The sequence below is a fragment of the Roseomonas sp. USHLN139 genome (assembly GCF_037145735.1).
Lineage (GTDB): Bacteria > Pseudomonadota > Alphaproteobacteria > Acetobacterales > Acetobacteraceae > Pseudoroseomonas.
Window position 1 is genome coordinate 644,037 of record NZ_JBBCWY010000002.1, and the last position, 17,776, is coordinate 661,812.

Annotated in this window: 10 protein-coding genes (1 of these 10 running past the window's edge); 7 read left to right on the top strand and 3 right to left on the bottom strand. The window is 75.3% G+C overall.

The window, feature by feature from the left end; all coding sequences use genetic code 11:
* The 7 genes in view from WFI16_RS09970 to WFI16_RS10000 are tightly spaced (each overlapping or abutting the next) and all read left to right on the top strand, a layout consistent with a single transcriptional unit that may run on beyond the window.
* Window positions 1-10,390 carry the 3' portion of an SDR family NAD(P)-dependent oxidoreductase gene (locus WFI16_RS09970; protein WP_419897676.1) on the top strand. The gene continues 4,679 nt to the left of window position 1, outside the view, so only the last 10,390 of its 15,069 coding nucleotides appear in the window; its start codon lies off the left edge, out of view; its stop codon occupies window positions 10,388-10,390.
* Entirely contained in the window at window positions 10,383-11,195 is an 813-nt protein-coding gene (locus WFI16_RS09975; RefSeq protein WP_419897677.1) for an SDR family oxidoreductase, read from the top strand. Before WFI16_RS09970 ends, WFI16_RS09975 begins: the two co-directional genes overlap by 8 nt.
* Window positions 11,195-11,464, top strand: coding sequence for a phosphopantetheine-binding protein (locus WFI16_RS09980; RefSeq protein WP_419897678.1), 270 nt, complete (start codon window positions 11,195-11,197; stop codon window positions 11,462-11,464). Before WFI16_RS09975 ends, WFI16_RS09980 begins: the two co-directional genes overlap by 1 nt.
* On the top strand, window positions 11,461-12,696 hold the full coding sequence (locus WFI16_RS09985; RefSeq protein ID WP_419897679.1) for a beta-ketoacyl synthase N-terminal-like domain-containing protein: 1,236 nt from the start codon (window positions 11,461-11,463) through the stop codon (window positions 12,694-12,696). Before WFI16_RS09980 ends, WFI16_RS09985 begins: the two co-directional genes overlap by 4 nt.
* Complete coding sequence (locus WFI16_RS09990; protein WP_419897680.1) at window positions 12,693-13,934, top strand: hydroxymethylglutaryl-CoA synthase family protein; 1,242 nt, start codon at window positions 12,693-12,695, stop codon at window positions 13,932-13,934. Before WFI16_RS09985 ends, WFI16_RS09990 begins: the two co-directional genes overlap by 4 nt.
* Entirely contained in the window at window positions 13,925-14,692 is a 768-nt protein-coding gene (locus WFI16_RS09995) for an enoyl-CoA hydratase-related protein (protein WP_419897681.1), read from the top strand. Before WFI16_RS09990 ends, WFI16_RS09995 begins: the two co-directional genes overlap by 10 nt.
* Window positions 14,677-15,426 (top strand): polyketide synthase, encoded by a 750-nt coding sequence (locus WFI16_RS10000; RefSeq protein ID WP_419897682.1) that lies wholly within the window; start codon window positions 14,677-14,679, stop codon window positions 15,424-15,426. The genes WFI16_RS09995 and WFI16_RS10000 overlap by 16 nt, the downstream gene beginning before the upstream one ends.
* Here the strand turns inward: WFI16_RS10000 and WFI16_RS10005 are convergent.
* The 3 genes from WFI16_RS10005 to WFI16_RS10015 are packed head-to-tail and all read right to left on the bottom strand — an operon-like array spanning window position 15,423 to window position 17,644.
* A complete protein-coding gene (locus tag WFI16_RS10005; RefSeq protein WP_419897683.1) occupies window positions 15,423-16,886 on the bottom strand; it encodes a PfaD family polyunsaturated fatty acid/polyketide biosynthesis protein in 1,464 nt (487 codons plus the stop codon). The genes WFI16_RS10000 and WFI16_RS10005 overlap by 4 nt on opposite strands.
* Window positions 16,887-16,903: 17 nt before the next feature.
* A complete protein-coding gene (locus WFI16_RS10010; RefSeq protein ID WP_419897684.1) occupies window positions 16,904-17,203 on the bottom strand; it encodes a DUF6200 domain-containing protein in 300 nt (99 codons plus the stop codon).
* A gap of 36 nt (window positions 17,204-17,239) precedes the next feature.
* Window positions 17,240-17,644: a DUF6312 domain-containing protein gene (locus WFI16_RS10015; protein ID WP_419897685.1), complete on the bottom strand. Its 405-nt coding sequence runs from the start codon at window positions 17,642-17,644 to the stop codon at window positions 17,240-17,242.
* Window positions 17,645-17,776: the final 132 nt, after the last annotated feature.

The window sequence follows — 17,776 nt, forward strand, 5'->3', positions numbered from 1 at the left end:
GCCTGGGCTGCTGGCGCCGCTGCGCGCCACGCTGGGCGAGCGGCCGGGCCTGCGGCTGGCGGTGCTCGACATCAGCCGGCCGCCCGGGCCGCAGGGGATCGAGACGGGCGCCGCCGACCTGGTGATCGCCAGCGACGTGCTGCATGCGACGCCGGAGATTTCTGTCTCCCTGGCCCATGCGGCCTCGCTGCTGCGCCCCGGCGGGCTGCTGCTGCTGAACGAGACCACCCGGCGCGACGACCTGGCCACCCTGACCTTCGGCCTGCTGGAGGGCTGGTGGCTGGCGCGCGACGCCGCACGTCGCCTGCCGCATGCGCCGCTGCTCGACATTCCAGGCTGGGGCACCGCTTTGCGCGAGGCCGGCTTCGCCGCGCTGCAGGCGGTGCCGGCCCCCGGCGAGGCGGCCGAGACCCCGGCGCATGCGCTGCTGCTGGCGCGGCTCGCCCGGCGGCGCGCGCTACCGGCCCCCGCCGCCGCCGCGCCGTCGCGGCCTGCTCCCGCCGCGCCCCGCGCCACGGCAGGGCTGGACGCCATCGTCGCGCAAGAGGTCGGCGCCGCGCTGGAACTGCCCGCCGCCCGCATCGAGGCCGACGCCCCCTTCGGCGAGATCGGCGTCGATTCCATCGTCGCGCCGCAGATCGCCGAGGCGCTGAATGCGCGGCTCGGCATCCGGCTGCGCTCCACCGACCTCTATAATTTCGGCTCGGTCGCCGCGCTGGCCCGCCATATCGCCGCCGCCTTCCCCGAGGCCACGCCAGCGCAAGAGATCGCAACGCCCGTCAGCGAGGAACCCGCCGCCCAGCCCGACGATGCCATCGCCATCATCGGCATGGCCGGCCGCTTCCCCGGCGCCGCCGATGTCGACGAATTCTGGGCGATGCTGCGCGAGGGGCGGCATGCGGTGCGGCCGCTCGACCGCTTCGCGCTGCCGGCCGAACTCGGCGCCCGCTGGGCCGCGCTGCTGGAGGATCACGACCGCTTCGACCCGCTGTTCTTCGGCATCTCGCCGGCCGAGGCGGAAGCGATGGAGCCGCAGCAGCGCCTGCTGCTGGAAGCCGGCTGGCGCGCGCTGGAGGATGCCGGCCTGCCGCCGCAGCGTCTGTCAGGTCAAGGCGAGGGCGGCCAGGCCTGCGGCGTCTTCGTCGGCGTCTCGGCCAGCAACTACAATGCCGCGGCCGCGCCGCCGGCCTTGCAGACGCTGGGCGGGTCGGTGGCGATCCTCTCGGCGCGGCTTTCCTATCTGCTCGATTTGCAGGGGCCCTGCCTGCCGGTGGACACCGGCTGCTCCTCCTCGCTGGTGGCGCTGCACCTGGCCTGTGAATCGCTGCGCCGTGGCGAGAGCCGGCTGGCGCTGGCCGCCGGCGTCTCCTGCAACATCCTCTCGCCCGACCTGTTCCATTATCTGTCGGATGCCGGCATGGCCTCGCCGACCGGGCGCTGCCACAGCTTCGACGCCGCGGCCGATGGCTTCGTCCCCGGCGAGGCGGTGGCCTGCCTGGTGCTGAAGCCGCTGGCCGCGGCGCTGGCCGAGGGCGACCGCATCCATGCGGTGATCCGCGGCAGCGGCATCAACCAGGATGGCCGCACCAGCGGGCTGACCGCGCCCAGCGCCACCTCGCAGACCGCGCTGGAGACCGCCGTCTATCGCCGCGCCGGCATCTCTCCCGCCAGCATCGGGATGGTCGAGGCGCATGGCACGGGCACCAAGCTCGGCGACCCGATCGAGGTCGCGGCGCTGACCGACGCCTTCCGCGCCTTCGACCTCCCGCCGGGGAATTTCTGCGCGCTGGGCTCGGTGAAGACCAATATTGGCCACACCATGGCCGCCGCCGGCATGACGGGGGTGACCAAGGCGGTGCTGGCGCTGCGCCACCGCGCGCTGCCGCCCAGCCTGAATTTCTCGGCGCCCAACCCGCATATCGACTTCGCCGGCAGCCCCTTCTTCGTCAACACGGCGCTGCGCGACTGGGACGCACCGGCGGGCGGCGGGCCGCGTCGCGCCGCCGTCTCCTCCTTCGGCTTCAGCGGCACCAACGGCCATGTCGTGCTCGAGGAGGCGCCTGCCGCCGCCGCGCCGACGCCAGCCGCCCCCGGCGGCCGCGTGCTGCCGGTCTCGGCGCGCAGCGCGGCGGCGCTCTCCGTCGCGCTGGACGAGCTGGCCAGGGCGCTGGAGGCCGCGCCCGACCTCACCCTGGCCGATCTGGCGCATCACCTGGCCTGCCGCCGTGGCCATTTCCGCCATCGCCGCGCCCTGGTCGCCGACAGCCTGGACGGGCTGCCCGCCCGGCTGCGCGCTGCCGCCGCCCGCCCGGCCGCGACGACCGTGCCGCAGGACGATCCGGTCTCCCGCATCGCCGCCCGCTGGCAGCGCGGGGACGCCGCCGCGGCCGGGGATCTGGCCGCGCTGGCCGCGCTGCACGAAAGCGGCGCCGCCATCGACTGGACGCCGCTGGCCGATGGCCGCCGCCGCGCGCTGGACCTGCCGGGCCATCCCTTCCTGCGCGAGCGCTACTGGGGCTTCGACCCGCTGGCCGGCGCCCGCCCCGCCGCCGCCGCGCCGCCGCAGCGCGCCGCCGACCACCCCCTGCTGCGCGAGCATGTCGTGCAAGGCCGCCCGCTGCTGCCCGGCACCGCGGCGCTCGCCCTGCTGCGCCAGGCCGCGCTGGAGGCCCGCCCCGGCCGCACCCCGCTGCTGCGCGACATCGCCTGGCTGGCCCCGGTCGAGGCCGACACCGCCTTCACCCTGCAGGCCGAGCCGATCGGCGAGGACCGCCTCGCCTGCCGCCTGGTCGAGGCCGGCAGCGGCCGCGCCCTGGCCCGCGCCACCGCCACCTTCGACGCCCCGGCGGCGGCGGCCACGGCCGACCTCGCGGCTCTCGCCGCGCGCTGCGCCGAGGCGCTGGACATCGATACCGTCTATGCCGGCTTCGCCGCCGCCGGGCTGGCCTATGGCCCGGGGCTGCGGCTGCTGCGGGCGCAGCGGCGCGGCGCGGCGGAAACCTTCGCCACCCTGGCGAGCCCCACCACCGCCGAGGCGCATCGCCTGCCGGCGGTGCTGGACGCCGCGCTGCAGGCCGCCGCCGCGCTGGGCCTCGGCGCCACCGCCGAGGGTGCGACCTATGTCCCGGCCGGCCTCGCGGGGCTGGAGGTCCTGGCCCTCCCCGCCGCCGGCGCGACGCTGCACGCCCATGCGGTGCTGCGCCCGGGCCAGGGCGACCCGGTCTTCGACATCGCGCTGCTGGACGCGGCCGGCACGCCGCTGGCGCGGCTGCAGGGGCTGGCCGCGCGCCGCCTGCCCGCCACACCGGCCGAGACCGCCGGCACCCTGGCCTGGCAGCCGGGCTGGGTGGCGGCGCCGGCGCTGATCGGCAGCGGCGGGGACGGCGCGCGGCTGCTGGTCTCGGCGCGGCCGGCGCTGGGGGCAGCGCTCGGCGCCCGCCTGGCCAGTCCGGACGACATCGCGACGCCCGAGGACGCCGCCCGGTTGCTGGACGCCGCCCTGGCCGAGGGCCGCCCCCTGACCCTGCTGCTGGACGCTGGCGCCGCCGCGCCCCCGCCGGCGAGCCTGGCCCTGGCGCTGGCCGGCAGCGGCGTCGAGACGCTGCTGCGCCCGCTCTTCCTGCTGGCCCGCGCCGCGCTGCGGCGCGAGCCGGTCCCGGCGCTGCGCCTGCTGGTGCTGGACCGCGCCGAGGGCAGCCCGGCCGGCGCCGCCGCCGCGGCCTTCCTGCGCAGCCTGGCCGCCGAGGACAGCCGCCTGCAGGGCCGCGTGCTCCGCAGCGACGAGGCTGGCGCCATCGCCGCCGAGCTCGCCGCCGAGTGGCAGGGCGTGGAGGAAATCCGCCTCCTCGGCGGCGCCCGCCAGAGGCGCCAGCCGCAACCGGTCACCTTGCCGCCGGCGCCGCAGCCGGGCTGGGTGAAGCCCGGCAGCCATTGGCTGGTCACCGGCGGGCTGGGCGGCATCGGGCTGATCCTGGCGCGCCATCTGGCGGATGCCGGCGCCGGCCGCATCGTGCTGCTGTCCCGCCAGGCGCCGGACGCGGCGCAGCAGACGGCGATGCGGCTGATCGGCGACCAGGTCACGCATGTCGCCGCCGACCTGACCGATGCCGCCAGCCTGCGGGCGGCGCTGGCCGGCATCCGCCAGCACGGCCCGCTGCAGGGCGTGGCGCATGCCGCCGGGCTACTGCGCGACGCGCGGTTGGCGCGGCAGGAGGCGGCCGATTTCGACGCCGTGCTGGCTGCCAAGGCGCAAGGGGCGGTGGCGCTGGACCAGCTGACCGCCGGCGATCCGCTCGATGTCTTCCTGATGTTCTCCTCGACGGCGGCGGCGCTGGGGGCGCCGGGACAGGCGGCCTATGCCGCGGCGAATGGCTTCCTCGGCGGGCTGGCCGAGGCGCGGCAGGCGCAGGTCGCCGCCGGCCGCCGCCAGGGGCTGACCCAGGCGATCGACTGGCCGCTGTGGCAGGGCGGCGGCATGCAGCCCCCGGCGGTGGTGGTGGCGGAGCTCGGGCGGCAGCTCGGGCTGCGGCCGATGCCCGCCGCCGAGGCGCTGCGGCAGCTCGACGCGGCGCTGGCGGCGCGGCTGCCGCGGGTGACGCTGCTGCATGGCGACACCGCGCGGCTGGCGGCGGTGCTGAGCCCCGTCGCGCCCGCCGCCGCGACCACGACCCGCGATCCGGCAGAGACAGAAAAATGGCTCGGCGCGCTACTGGAAGAGGTGCTGCAGCTGCCCCCCGGCCGGCTCGACCCGGAGGAGCGGCTGGAGGAATACGGCCTCGATTCCATCGGCATCATGCGGCTGAACGCGCGGCTGGAGGCGGAGCTCGGCCAGGTCTCGAAGACGCTGTTCTTCGAGCACCGCACGCTGCGGGAGCTCGCCACCCGCATCGCCCGCGACCACGCGCCGCCCGCACCGGCGCCGGCGGCACAGGCCCTGCCCGCCGCGGCCACCGATGGACAGGAGATCGCCATCATCGGCATGGCCGGGCGCTATCCGCAGGCGCGCGACCTCGAGGCCTTCTGGGACAATCTGCGCGCCGGCCGCGACTGCATCGAGGAAATCCCGGCCGAGCGCTGGCCGCTGGAAGGCTTCTACGACCCCGACCGCGACCGGGTGGAGACCAGCTACGCCAAATGGGGCGGCTTCATCGAGGGCGTCGCCGAATTCGATGCCCGCTTCTTCGGCATCTCGCCGGTGGAGGCCGAAAGCCTCGACCCCCAGGCCCGCAAGTTCCTCGAGACCTGCTGGGCGGCGCTGGAGGATGCCGGGCGGTCGCGGACCGAGCTGTTCCGCGGCTCGGCCGATCCGGCGGCGCGGCGCGGCGGCGTCTTCGTCGGCGTCATGGCCGGCGACTATGCGTTGTTCGGGCCGGAGGAAGCGGCGCGCGGCAATCTGATCGGGCCGCAATCGGCCTATTGGGGCATCGCCAACCGGGTCTCCTGGGCGCTCGATTTGCATGGGCCCAGCATGGCGGTGGACAGCGCCTGCTCGGCCTCGCTGACCGCGGTGCATGCCGCCTGCCAGGCGATCCGCGCGGGCGAATGCGAGCTGGCGCTGGCCGGCGGCGTCAACCTGATCCTGCATCCCAGCCGGCACTGGATCCTTGCCAAGTCGGGCTTCGCCGCCTCGGACGGCCGCTGCCGCAGCTTCGGCCAGGGCGGCGACGGCTATGTGCCCGGCGAGGGCGTCGGCGCCCTGCTGCTGAAGCCGCTCTCGGCGGCGCTGCGCGACGGCGACCGCATCCATGCGGTGATCCGCGGCAGCGCGCTGAACCATGGCGGGCGCAGCGGCGGCTTCACCGTGCCCGACCCGGCGGCGCAGGGCGCGCTGGTGGCCGAGGCGCTGGCCCGCGCCGGCACTGCGCCCGAGACGATCTCCTATATCGAGGCGCATGGCACCGGCACGGCGCTGGGCGATCCGGTCGAGGTCGCCGGGCTGGCCCGCGCCTTCGCCGGCCGCGCGGCGGGCAGCCTGCCGATCGGCTCGGTGAAATCCGCGATCGGCCATCTGGAGGCCGCCGCCGGCATCGCCGGGCTGACCAAGCTGGTGCTGCAGCTGCGCCACGCGACGCTGGCCCCCAGCCTGCACGCCGAGACGCTGAACCCCGATCTGGGCCTCGCCGCGACGCCGCTGGCCGTGCAGCGCGCGCTCGCCCCTTGGCCGGCGACACCGGGCCAGCCGCGCCGCGCCGGGATCAGCTCCTTCGGCGCCGGCGGATCGAATGTGCATCTGGTGGTGGAGGAAGCGCCGCCGCTGTCCGCCACGCCGCCCGTTGCCGGCCCGATGCTGCTGCCGCTCTCGGCCGCGACGGCGCCCGCCCTGCGGCAGCGCGCGGCCGATCTCGCCGCCTGGCTGCGCCGCCAGGCGGCGCCCGACCTGCCCGGGCTGGCCCGCACCCTGCAGGCCGGGCGCGAGCCGCTGCGCCACCGCGCTGCCGCCATCGCCACCACCCTGCCCGAGGCGCTGGCCGCGCTGGACGCCATCGCGGGCGGTGAGGCGCCGTTTGCCGGCGAGGTCCGCCACGCCAGCGACACGCCCGCCGATCCCGCCGCCCCGCTGGCGCGGCTGGCCGCCGACTGGGTGGCCGGCAGCGCCACGCCGGACTGGGACCGCCTGGCCCCCGGCCGCCGCCCGCCGGTCTCGCTGCCGACCTATCCTTTCGAGAAGCGGCATTGCTGGGTCCGGCTGACCCGGCCGCCGGCGCCACCCGCCCTGCCGGATGGCGTGACGCTGGCCGCCGCGGATGCCGGGGGCAACCGGGCCCTGCGGGTTGCCGCCACCGCCCCGATCCTGGCCGAGCACCGCGTCCAGGGCCGCGCCCTGCTGCCCGGGGCGCTGCTGCTGCTGCTCGGGCTGCGCGCGCTGGGCGGCACCACCCTCGCCGGGGCGCGCTTCCGCCGCCCGGTCGACCAGGCGGCGCTCGATGCCGGTCTGGTGCTGGCCGGCACGCCGGAGGGCATCACCCTGCGCGACGCCACCGGCGAGATCGTCGCCGAGGCACAGCGCGGCGGCGCCGTGGCGGCGCCCGGCGACCTGGCCGGCGAGACCGGCACCGCGATCGGTGGCGAGGCCGCCTATGCCCTGCTGGAGAGCGCCGGCGCCGCCTATCGCGGCCGCTTCCGGCAATTGAGAGAAATCCGCCGCGGCGAGGGCGTCGCCGAGGCCGATCTGGCCGGCAGCGCCGACTGGACGCCCCTGCTCGACGCCGCCTTCCAGCTGACCTTCGCCCTGCTGCCCGAGGACGGCGCCGGCGGCCCCTACCTGCCCGCTGCCCTGGCGCAGCTTTCCGTCTCCGGCCGGCCGGAGACGGTGACTCGCGTGCGGGGCCGCCGGCGCGAGACCGGCCCCGGGCTGGTGCGGCTGGACCTGATGCTGGTGGATGCGGGGGGCACGCCCCAGGCCCTGCTGCTCGGCTTCGAGGCGCGCCGCGCCGGCCCGCCCCCCGCCGCCTTGCCCGCGCTGGAGGCCTGGAGCGCCGTCTGGGACCCGGCCCCGGCCGCCGCCCCCGCCGCCCTGCCCGCCCGCCCCTGCCTGCTGGCCGAGGGCGAGGCGGCGCCCGTCGTGGCGGCGCTCGCCGCCGCGCTCGGCACGCCGCTGGCCATGGCGCCGGAGCCGGAGGCCGACGCGGTCTGGCTGCTGGTCGGCGCTGCCGCCGATCCGGCCGCGGCGGTGGAAGGCGCGGTGCTCCGCCTGGCCGCCCTGCTGCGCGGGCTGGCGGCGCAGCCCACCCCGCCGCAGCTGGTGCTGGTGACGCTGGGCGCCCAGGCCGTCACGCCGGCGGAACGCCCGGCGCCGCTCGGCGCGGCGCTCGCCGCCTTCGCGCGCGCCGCCGGACGCGAATGGCCGGCGCTGCGGCTGGCGGTGCTCGACCTCGACCCGGCCTCCCCGGCGCTGGCCGCCCGGCTGCCGGAGCTGGCCATCCCGGGCGCCGACCTGGCGCTGCGCGAGGACCGGCCGCCGCTGCGCCGCCGCTTCGGCGCGCTCGACCTGCCGGCGCAGCCGGCGCCGCTCTGCCCGCCGGGCGGGGTGGTGGTCATCGCCGGCGGCGCCGGCGGCCTCGGCCGCGCGCTGGCCGAGCATCTCGCCGAACACCAGGGCGCGCGGGTGGCGCTGCTCGGCCGCAGCGACGCCAGCGAGGCCGTGGAAACAACTCTCGCCCGCTGCGCGGCGCGGGGCGGCGCGGCGCGGCATCTCCGTGCCGACCTGACCGATGCCGCCGCCCTGGGCGCCGCGCTCGAGGCGATCGAGGCGGAATGGGGTCCGGCCGATCTGGTCGTGCATGCGGCGATGGATCTGCGCGACGGCCGCATCGACAGCCAGCCGGATGCCGAGATCGCCGCCGTGCTGGCGCCGAAGACCCGTGGCCTGGCCGCGCTGACCGCCGCGCTGGACCGGCGCGGCAGCCGGGCGGCGCTGCTGCTCTTCTCCTCGGCCAATGCCGAGACGGCCAATCCCGGCCAGGCCGCCTATGCCGCCGCCAGCGCCTTCGCCGATGCCCATGCGCTGGGGCTGGCGGAAGCCCGCCGGGTGCTGGTCGCCGATTGGGGCTTCTGGGGCGAGGTCGGCCGCGTCGCCACGCCGCAGCACCGCGCCATGATGGCCCGCATCGGCGTCCATCCCATCGCCACCGCCGAGGGCCTTGCGACCCTGGGACGGCTCTGGGCGGCGCCAGGCGTCACCCGCGTCATGCCGCTGCGGATCGGGCTGCAGGTCGCGCAGGAGCTTGGCGCCGATGCCAGCCGGCGGCTGCCGGCTGGCGGCGCGGCGCTGCTGCCGCCGGCCATTGCCGCGGCCCGGACGCGGCAGCAGGCGGGCGGGTCGCTGCTGCAGGGCGCCGCCGCCGGCTTCGCCGCCATCAACCGGCAGGCGGCGCGGCTGGCGCTGGCGGCGCTGCGCGGTGCCGGGCTGGAGGACGGCACGGCCGAGACCCTGGCGGCGCAGCTTGGCGTGCCCCCGGCGCAGCGGCGGCTGCTGGCGGCGGTGCTGGACCTGCTGCAGCGGGCCGGGCTGGTGACGGAAGGCCGCCTGGCCGCGGCGCCCGGCGACGCGGAACTGCGGGAGGCCGCCGCGGCGCTGGTGGCGCAGGACCCCGCCGCCGCGCCCTATCTGCGCCTGCTGGAGACCTGCTGCGCCAGCCTGCCGCGCATCCTGGACGGCACGATGGAGGCCAATGCCGTGCTCTTCCCCGGCGGCAGCATGGCGCTGGTGGCGCCGATCTATGCCGGCAATCCGGTGGTGGACCACCTGCAGACCCTGCTGGCCGAGGCGGTGGCCGCCGCCGTCGCTGGCCGGCTGGCGGCCGAGCCGGGCGCGCGGCTGCGCCTCCTCGAGGTGGGCGCCGGCACCGGCGGCACCACGCGCTTCCTGCTGCGGGCGCTGGCGCCCTTCGCCGATCGGGTCGAGTTCCTGTTCACCGATATCGGCCCGGCCTTCCTGAGCGCGGCCGAGGCCGAATTCGCCGCGACGGCGCCTTTCCTGCGCACCGCGCGGCTGGACATCTCGCGATCCCCCGCCGCGCAGGGGATCGACGACCAGCAATACGACATCGTCGTCGCCGCCAATGTGCTGCATGCGACGCCGCGCCTCGCCGCGACACTGGCGCATGTCCGCGGCCTGCTGCGGCCCGGCGGGCTGCTGGCGGTGAACGAGGCGACGGCGGCGCAGGACTTCAACACCCTGACCTTCGGCCTGACCCCCGGCTGGTGGCTGTTCGAGGACCCGGCCGAGCGCCTGCCGCATGCGCCGCTGCTCGACCCGCCGCGCTGGCAGGCGGTGCTGGGCAGGGCCGGCTTCGGCGGCACCACGGTGCTGGGCGAGGCCGCGCTGCAATGCGTCATCCTCGCCGAGGCGCAGGGCCTGCCCGCCCTCCCGGCCGCGCCGCCGCCGCGTGCCCCCGCCCCCGCCGACGGCGCCCTCGAGGAAAAACTGCGGCAGACGGTGGCGGCGGCGCTGCGGCTTGCGCCGGACGAGGTGGAGCCCGATACCAGCTTCGCCGAATACGGCGCGGATTCGATCATCAGCGTGGAACTGGTGCGGCATATCAACGAGGCCTTCGGCATCGAGCTGAAGACGACGGCGCTGTTCAACTACGCCACCGTGCGGGAGCTGGCCGGCTATATCCGCCTGGAGCATGGCGCCGCCCTGGCGCCGGAGCCGGACGCGACCGTCGATGCCGACACCGCCGAACGCCTGGCCAACGCCAGGCAGCGCACCGACCGGCTGCGCAAACTGATCCGTCGCCGGCTGGACGGCGAGGCGCCGCCGCCGCCGCCGGCCGCTGCGGCCCCGGCCCCGCCGGCGGCGTTGCCCCTGGAAGAAATCCTGCGCCGGCTGGGCGCGGGGGAGATGGAGCTCGAGGATGCCATGGCGGCGAAGCTGAGCGATGGTTGACAGCGGCAGCGGCTTCGCGCCCGGCCTGTATCGCGGCCGGGTGGTCTTCGTCACCGGCGGCGCCGGCACCATCAACCGCGGCATCGCCCGCGGCTTCGCCAAGCTCGACGCCGCGGTCTGCCTGGCCGGGCGCAGCATCGCCACGCTGGAGGCGGCGGCGGCGGAATTGCGCCCGCTGGGTGGCGCCGTGCTGCCGGTGGTGGCCGATGTCACCGACTATGCCAGCCTGGAAGCCGCCATGGCCGAATGCCGCGCGCGGCTCGGCGCCATCGATGTGCTGGTCTGCGGCGCGGCGGCGAATTTCCCGGCCCCCGCCGAGCAGATGACCGCCGAGGGCTTCCGCAAGGTCATCGCCACCGACCTGCAGGGATCGTTCAACGCCGCCCGCGCCGCCTTCGCCCAGCTGAAGGAGAAACGGGGCAATATCGTCTTCGTCTCGGCGACCAATGCGCAGATGCCCTTCGGCTTCCAGGTGCATGTCGGCGCCGCCAAGGCCGGCATCGACAGCTTGATGCGCGGCCTGGCGCTGGAATGGGGCAAGCACGGCATCCGCTGCAACAGCGTCCTGCCCGGCCCGATCGAGCGCACCGAGGGTCTGTCGCGGCTGCTGACCGAGGAGGATGTCGAGACGCTGCAGGGCTATGTCCCGCTCGGCCGCTTCGGCACGGTCGAGGATGTCGCCAATGTCTGCTGCTTCCTGGCCTCGCCGCTGGCGGCGCTGCTGACGGGGGTGGCGCTGGTCGCCGATGGCGGGCAGACCTTCTCCGGCTCGGCGATGCTGGCCGAGCTGATGATGAACCCCTGATGACAGACCCCCTGAGGAGCGCGGCGATGACCCGGGACCAGGTTTTCCGCGCGGTGGTCGAGCAGGTGCAGGCCGTGCTGCCCGATCTGCCGGAAGCGGCGATCACCGAGCAGGCCAGCCTGGCCGAGCTCGGCGCCAGCTCGATCGACCGCGTCGAGGTCAGCATCGGCGCCATGGAGGCGCTGGGCCTGGCGCTGCCGCTGACCGCGCTGGCCGGCATCGCCTCGATCGGCGAGCTGGTCGACCGGCTGGCGCAGCACGGCGCATGACGGCATTGCAGCGCGTCGTCGTCACCGGGATCGGCGTGCTGGCGCCGGGGGTCGCCGACGCCGCCGAGTTCGGCACCTTCCTGCAGCGCGGGCAGAGCGCGCTGCGGCCGCTGCGCGGCGGCGAGTGGCCCGGCCTGCCGGCGGGCAGCCCGGCGGCCCGGCTGGAGGGCTTCGACACCCTGGCCCGGCTGGCCGCGCTGCCCGCCGAGGCGCGGCGCGCCGGGCGTGGCGGCTCGCGGGCGCTGGTCGCCGGGCTGGCCACCGGCCTGGCGGCGCTGGCCGATGCCGGGCTGGCGGCGCCGGCCGGCTTCGGCACGGTGGTCGCCGGCAGCAACCTGGCGCAGGGGCGCAGCCTGGCCGCCGCCCGGAAATGGCTGGAACAGCCGGCCTGGACGCCGCCGGGCCAGGCGCACGAGGTCTTCGACACGCATCTGGGCGCCGTGCTGGCCGAGGCCGCCGGGCTGCACGGCCCCGGCCTGTCGGTCGGCGCCGCTTCGGCCAGCGGCAACACGGCGGTGGCCGTCGCCGCCGACCTGATCGCGCTGGGGCGGATGCCGGGCTGCGTCGTGCTGGCGCCGCCGCCCGACCTGTCGCCGGTGGAATGGCAGGCGCTGCGTTCGATCGGCGCGCTGGTCCCCCCCGGCCAGGCCTGCCGCCCCTTCGACGCGGCCACCGCCGGCTTCGCCCCCGGCGAGGCCTGCGTGGCGCTGGTGCTGGAAAGCCTGGACCATGCCCGCGCCCGCGGCGCCCGGCCGCGCGCCGAGATCGCCGGCCATGGCCAGGCGCAGCAGGCCCGCCGCGGCACCGCCCCGGATGCCGCGAGCGCGCTCGCCGCGATGCGCCAGGCCCTGGCCATGGCCGGTATCGCGCCGGGGCAGCTCGACCAGATCAACGCCCATGCCACCGGCACGCCGGCCGGCGACGCCGCCGAGGCCCGCGCGCTGCAGCAGTTGCTGGACGGTGCCGCGGTGCCGATCAATGCCACCAAGTCGCTGACCGGTCATGCCATCCAGGGCGCGGCGCTGGTCGAGCTCGCCGCCGTCATCCTGCAGATGGAGCATTCCTTCCTGCACGGCACGGCGGGGCTGTCGTCACCCATCGTCGGCGACCTGCGGCTGGTGGGGCCGGAGGGCATCGCCCGGCATGAAAGCCGCTGGGCGCTGAGCGCGGCGCATGGATTTGGCGGGCTGGCCACGGCGGTGGTGCTGCGCAACGGGGTGGATATCGCATGACGCCGGTCGGCATCGAGGATCTGGGCGTCTATGCCGGGCGCGTCGCGCTCGACGTGGCGATGCTGGCCGAAGCGCGGCAGCTGAACCCGGCGCGCTTCGCCAATCTGCTGATGCGGCGGAAGAGCCTCTGCGCCCCCTGGGAGGACCCGATCTCCTTCGCGGTCAATGCCGCGCGCCCGGTCGTGGCTGCCCTGTCGCCGGCGGAACGCGACAGCATCGAGCTGCTGATCGTGGCAACGGAATCCGGCGTCGACTGGGGCAAGTCGGCGGCGACCTATGTCCACCACTATCTCGACCTGCCGAAGCATTGCCGCCTCTTCGAGGTGAAGCAGGCCTGCTACGGCGGCACCGCGGCGCTGCAGATGGCGGCGGCCAGCATCGCCCTCTCCGCCAATCCCGCAGCCCGCGCCCTGGTGATCGCGACCGATCTGGGCCGGCCGGTGCCGCATTCCTATGCCGAGCCGTCGCAGGGCTCGGCCGCCGTCGCGCTGCTGGTGTCGCGCCAGCCGCATCTGCTGGCGCTGGAGCCGGGCGCCAGCGGCGTGCATGGCTACGAGGTGATGGATGCCTGCCGGCCGACGCCGGACAGCGAGACCGGCGATGCCGATCTTTCCGTCCTGAGCTATCTCGACTGCCTGGAGCAGAGTTTTCGCGCCTATGCCGCGCGGCATCCGGCAGGGGCCGACTTCCAGGGGCATTTCGACCTGCTGGCCTGGCACACGCCCTTCGGCGGCATGGTGAAGGGCGCGCACCGGACGATGATGCGCAAGTTCCGCCAGGCGCCGCCCGCCGCCGCGGAAGCCGATTTCGAGGCGCGGATGCGGCCCTCCCTGCAATTCTGCCAGGAGGTGGGGAATGTCTATTCGGCCACCGTCTTCCTGGCCCTGGCCGGGGCGCTGGCCGGCGGCACCTTCCCCGCCGGGCGGCCGGCGCGGGTCGGGCTGTTCTCCTATGGCTCCGGCTGCTGCTCGGAATTCTATTCGGGGCTGGCGACGGCCGGGGCGGGCGAGCGGGTGCGGGCGCGCGGCATCGAGGCGGCCCTCGCCGCCCGCGTCGCCGTCGAGATGCCGGTCTATGAGGCGCTGATCGAGCGCACCCGCGACGGCATGATCGGCGCCCGCCACGCCACGCCGCCGCGCGACGGGCTGGAGCCGATGTGGCAGCAGGGCTTTGCCGGCAGCGGCTTGCTGGTGCTGGACCGGATCGAGAATTACCGGCGCCTCTACCGATGGGCGTGAGGCTGACGCCACGGGGCAAGATCCTGGTGGCCACGCTGGATGCGCCGGAGCGCGGCAATCCGCTGAACCGCGCCACCATCGAGGGGCTGCATGCGGCGCTCGACCAGGCCGAGGCCGATCCGGAGCTCCGCCTGCTGGCGATCGCGGGCGATGCGCGGGTCTTCTGCTCGGGCATGGATTTCTCCGAGGCCAGCCAGACCGAGGCCCGCGACGCCGCCGAGATCCGCGCGCCGATGGAACGGCTCTACGCGCTGTTCGACCGGTTCTCCATGAGCGAGGTGGTGGTGGTGGCGCTGGTCGAAGGGCCGGCCACCGCCGGCGGGCTCGGGCTGGTGGCGGCCAGCGACGTCGCCATCGCGACACCCGCCGCCAGCTTCCAGCTGTCGGAAATCCTGTTCGGGCTGCTGCCGGCGACCATCGCGCCCTTCCTGGTGCGGCGGATGGGGGTGCAGGACCCCTATCGCATGGCGCTGACCGCCGAGCGGATGGATGCGGCCACCGCCCTGGCGCGGCGGCTGGTCGACGAGGTGGTCGACGACCCGCAGGATGCGCTGCGGCGCCTGATGATCCGGGTGAACCGCGCCGCCAAGGCCGACGTCGCGACAACGAAGCAGTATTTCCGCAGCCTGTGGATCATCGATGACGCCACACGGACCCGCGCGGTCGAGGCGATCAGCGCGCGGGTAGCCGATCCGGCGGCGATGCAGGGCATCCGCCGCTTCCTCGACCAGGGGGGGATGCCGTGGCGGACGCCGTGACGCTGGACTGGCAGGAGGGCGGCGCCATCGCGCTGGTCACCATGGCCGAGCGCGAGGGCCGCAACACCTTCACCATCCCGCTGGTCACCGGCTTGGCCGAGGCTTTCTCGGCGATTGCCGCGGCGCCGGAGGCCAAGGTGGTGGTGCTGACCGGCTATGACACGATCTTCTCGGCCGGCGGGACGCTGGAGGAGCTGATCGGCATCGCCGACGGCAAGCAGCGCTTCGATGAGGCCGGCTTCTTCCGCATGCTGCTGGATTGCGAGCTGCCGGTGATCGCGGCGATGCAGGGGCACGCGCTGGGCGGCGGGCTGGTCTTCGGCCTCTATGCCGATCTCTGCGTGCTGGCGCAGGAGGCGCTCTACGCCACCAACTTCATGAAATACGGCTTCACGCCCGGGATGGGGGCGACGCTGATCGTGCCGAACCGGCTGGGCCAGGCGCTGGGGCAGGAGATGCTGTTCACCGCGCAGGGCTATCACGGCGGGGTGCTGAAGCAGCGCGGCGTCGGCATGCCGGTGGTGCCGCGCGGAGAGGTCCTGTCCGTGGCCCTGCGGCTGGCGCGCGAGCTGGCCGTCAAGCCGGCGGTGGCGTTGCGGCTGCTGAAGGATGCGCTGGCGGCGCCGATCCGCGAGGCCTTGCCGGCCGCCGTCGCGCGCGAGCAGGCCATGCATGAGGTGACCTTCTCGCAGCCCGGCATCCACGAAGCGATCCGCGGCCGTTTCGGCGCCTAGGATGTGGGGGGCCGGGGGCATTCAATGCCCCCGGCGGGGGTCCAGGGGGCGGAGCCCCTTGGCCTGAGCATGTTGTTCAGCGCGTCGGCGGCCCCGTGCATCAGCCGCTCGCCGAGCGTGGCGACATCCCGCTGCCGCCAATCCTCCAGCGGCGTGCCCTTGAGCCAGCGGTTCAGCGCCCCCATGGCCGGCCCGCAATGGATCTGGAAGTTCACCCGCTGCGCGGGATCGCCCTCGATGGCCAGCCGGTTGGTGTGGATGAAGTACCAGCGGAAGACCATGGCCATGCGCTTCTTCGGATTGTCCTCGGCGGTGGCCAGCTCCTGCGGCGCGGCGCGGCGGTAATAGGTCGCGGTCTCCTGCCAGACGGCGTCGATGCTGCGGCCGAACCAGCGGTTCTCGATCTCGGCCAGCGTCGCGGCCGGGATGTCGTCGAGAGAGTCGTGGCGGGTATAGAGCTCGTAGAGACGCTGGGCGCGGCCGGGGAAGAGGGTGCCGCGTCGCAGCACCTGCACCTTCGCGCCGATCTCGAACATGTCGCCGGCCGGGGCCATGTCGGTGTCGGCGAGATCGGCGCGGGCCAGCAGGTCCTTCACCGCATCGCTGGTGCCGGCCTCGGGCGTGCACTGGTTGATCGAGCCGGTCATGACGAAATCGGCGCCCAGGGTGAAGGCGGCGGCGACGGCCTGCGGCGTGCCCAGGCCACCCGCCGCGCCGAGCCGGACGCGCTGGCGCAGGCCGGTGGCCGCGGCGATCTCGTCGCGCAGGCTGGCCAGATGCGGCACCAGGGTGAAGGCGACGCGGCGGTCGGTGTGGCCGCCGGAATCCGCCTCGGCGCAGATGTCGTCGGCCAGCGGGATTTCCGCCGCCAGGCGCGCCTCCTCCGCCGTGATGCGGCCGGCGGCGGCCAGCTCGGCGACCATCGCCGCCGGGGCGGGGGCGAGGAACTGGCGGGCGACCTCGGGGCGGGACAGCTTGGCCAGGACACGGTTGCGCACGGCCACCCGGCCATCGGCGCCGCGGGCCAGCCCGGTCAGGCGGTAGCGCAGCAGGGCCGGCGTGACCTGGACGAAGGCGGAAGCCTCGATGCGGGTGACGCCGCGCGCCAGCAGCAGGTCGGTCAGCGCCTCTTCCTGCGCCGGCAGCACGAAATTATGCAGGAAGTTGACGCCCCAGGGCGCCTCGGGCGGCAGGCTGGCCTGCAGCCGGTCGATCGCCTCGGCGATGCGCGGCAGGGTGCAGCCGCCGGCGCCGAAGAAGCCCAGCAGGCCGCGCCGGGCCAGCGCCTCCAGCATGGCTTCCGAGGCGATGGCCTTGACCATGCCGCCGACGACATAGTTCAGCCGCACGCCATGGGCGGCCTGGAAGGCGGGGTCGCCCAGGCTGGCGCCGTCCGCAAACGGCAGCGCCGGCCCGCCCGGGAAGGCGGCCGGCGGCAGGTTGGACAGCCCGTCGGTCAAGGAGGGGCTAGCCGGCCTCAATCATCGTCGTCGTCGTCGTCATCATCGTCATCGTCGTCATCGTCGAGCAGGCTGGCCAGCGTGGTCTTCTCGCGCACCAGCACGATGACGACGGCGGCGTTCTCCTCGATCACCCCCTCTTCGCGCAGCGCCTCGACGGCGTTGTCGACCTTGCGCATCAGCGGGCCCTCGCCGCGGCGCAGCTTGCGGATGCGCTTGCGGACCTGGCGGCCGAGATCGACGATGCAGAACTCGTCGGTGCCGGCCTCCGCCGCCGCGGCAGCGACCGCTGCGGGCTTGGTGGTGGTTTCAACCATGCCTGTGCCTTCCCAGGAGGGGGGTTGGGAGAGAAATCAGTCGCTGTCGCGCACGGCGCGGTAGATGTTGCGCGGCAGATCCTTCAGCCAGCCATCCCGCTTGCGGCGGTTGGAGCGCTCGTGCCGCGCCAGGTAGATCTGCGCGGCGCCGAGCTGGCGGCGCATCGCCTTGCGCATGCTGCGCTCCAGCGGCTTGAGGAACTTGGCCTGCTTGCGGCGGCGCGGGCCGGCATCGTCGAGATCGCCGGCGCGGATCACCCCGCTGCCCGGGCGGACCACGGTGACGCGCACGCTGTCGTCGAGGATCTCCTCGATCGGGTCGCGGCGGCCGGCGCGGAACAGCACCGTCTCCTTGCCGCGACCGTTGCGGGCGATCCTGACGACGGAGACCTTGCGCACGCCGCGCAGCACGGCAGCCTTGTCGAAGACGATATGAGCCACTGGCCGACCTTCCGCAGCTTTGTCGCGGCGCAGACTATTGCGGTCGGGCAGCAATGGGAAGCATCATCTGGCGCCGGATGCGGCCCGACCGATGGCGATTTCGTGTCGGGGCCTCGCCGTGCCGGGATCGAG

Coding starts and splice junctions, on each gene's coding strand:
- WFI16_RS09985 (WP_419897679.1), top strand. CDS start 11,461: ATGACGGCATTGCAGCGCGTCGTCGTCACCGGGATCGGCGTGCTGGCG.
- WFI16_RS09975 (WP_419897677.1), top strand. CDS start 10,383: ATGGTTGACAGCGGCAGCGGCTTCGCGCCCGGCCTGTATCGCGGCCGG.
- WFI16_RS10010 (WP_419897684.1), bottom strand. CDS start 17,203: ATGGTTGAAACCACCACCAAGCCCGCAGCGGTCGCTGCCGCGGCGGCG.
- WFI16_RS09980 (WP_419897678.1), top strand. CDS start 11,195: ATGACAGACCCCCTGAGGAGCGCGGCGATGACCCGGGACCAGGTTTTC.
- WFI16_RS09995 (WP_419897681.1), top strand. CDS start 13,925: ATGGGCGTGAGGCTGACGCCACGGGGCAAGATCCTGGTGGCCACGCTG.
- WFI16_RS09990 (WP_419897680.1), top strand. CDS start 12,693: ATGACGCCGGTCGGCATCGAGGATCTGGGCGTCTATGCCGGGCGCGTC.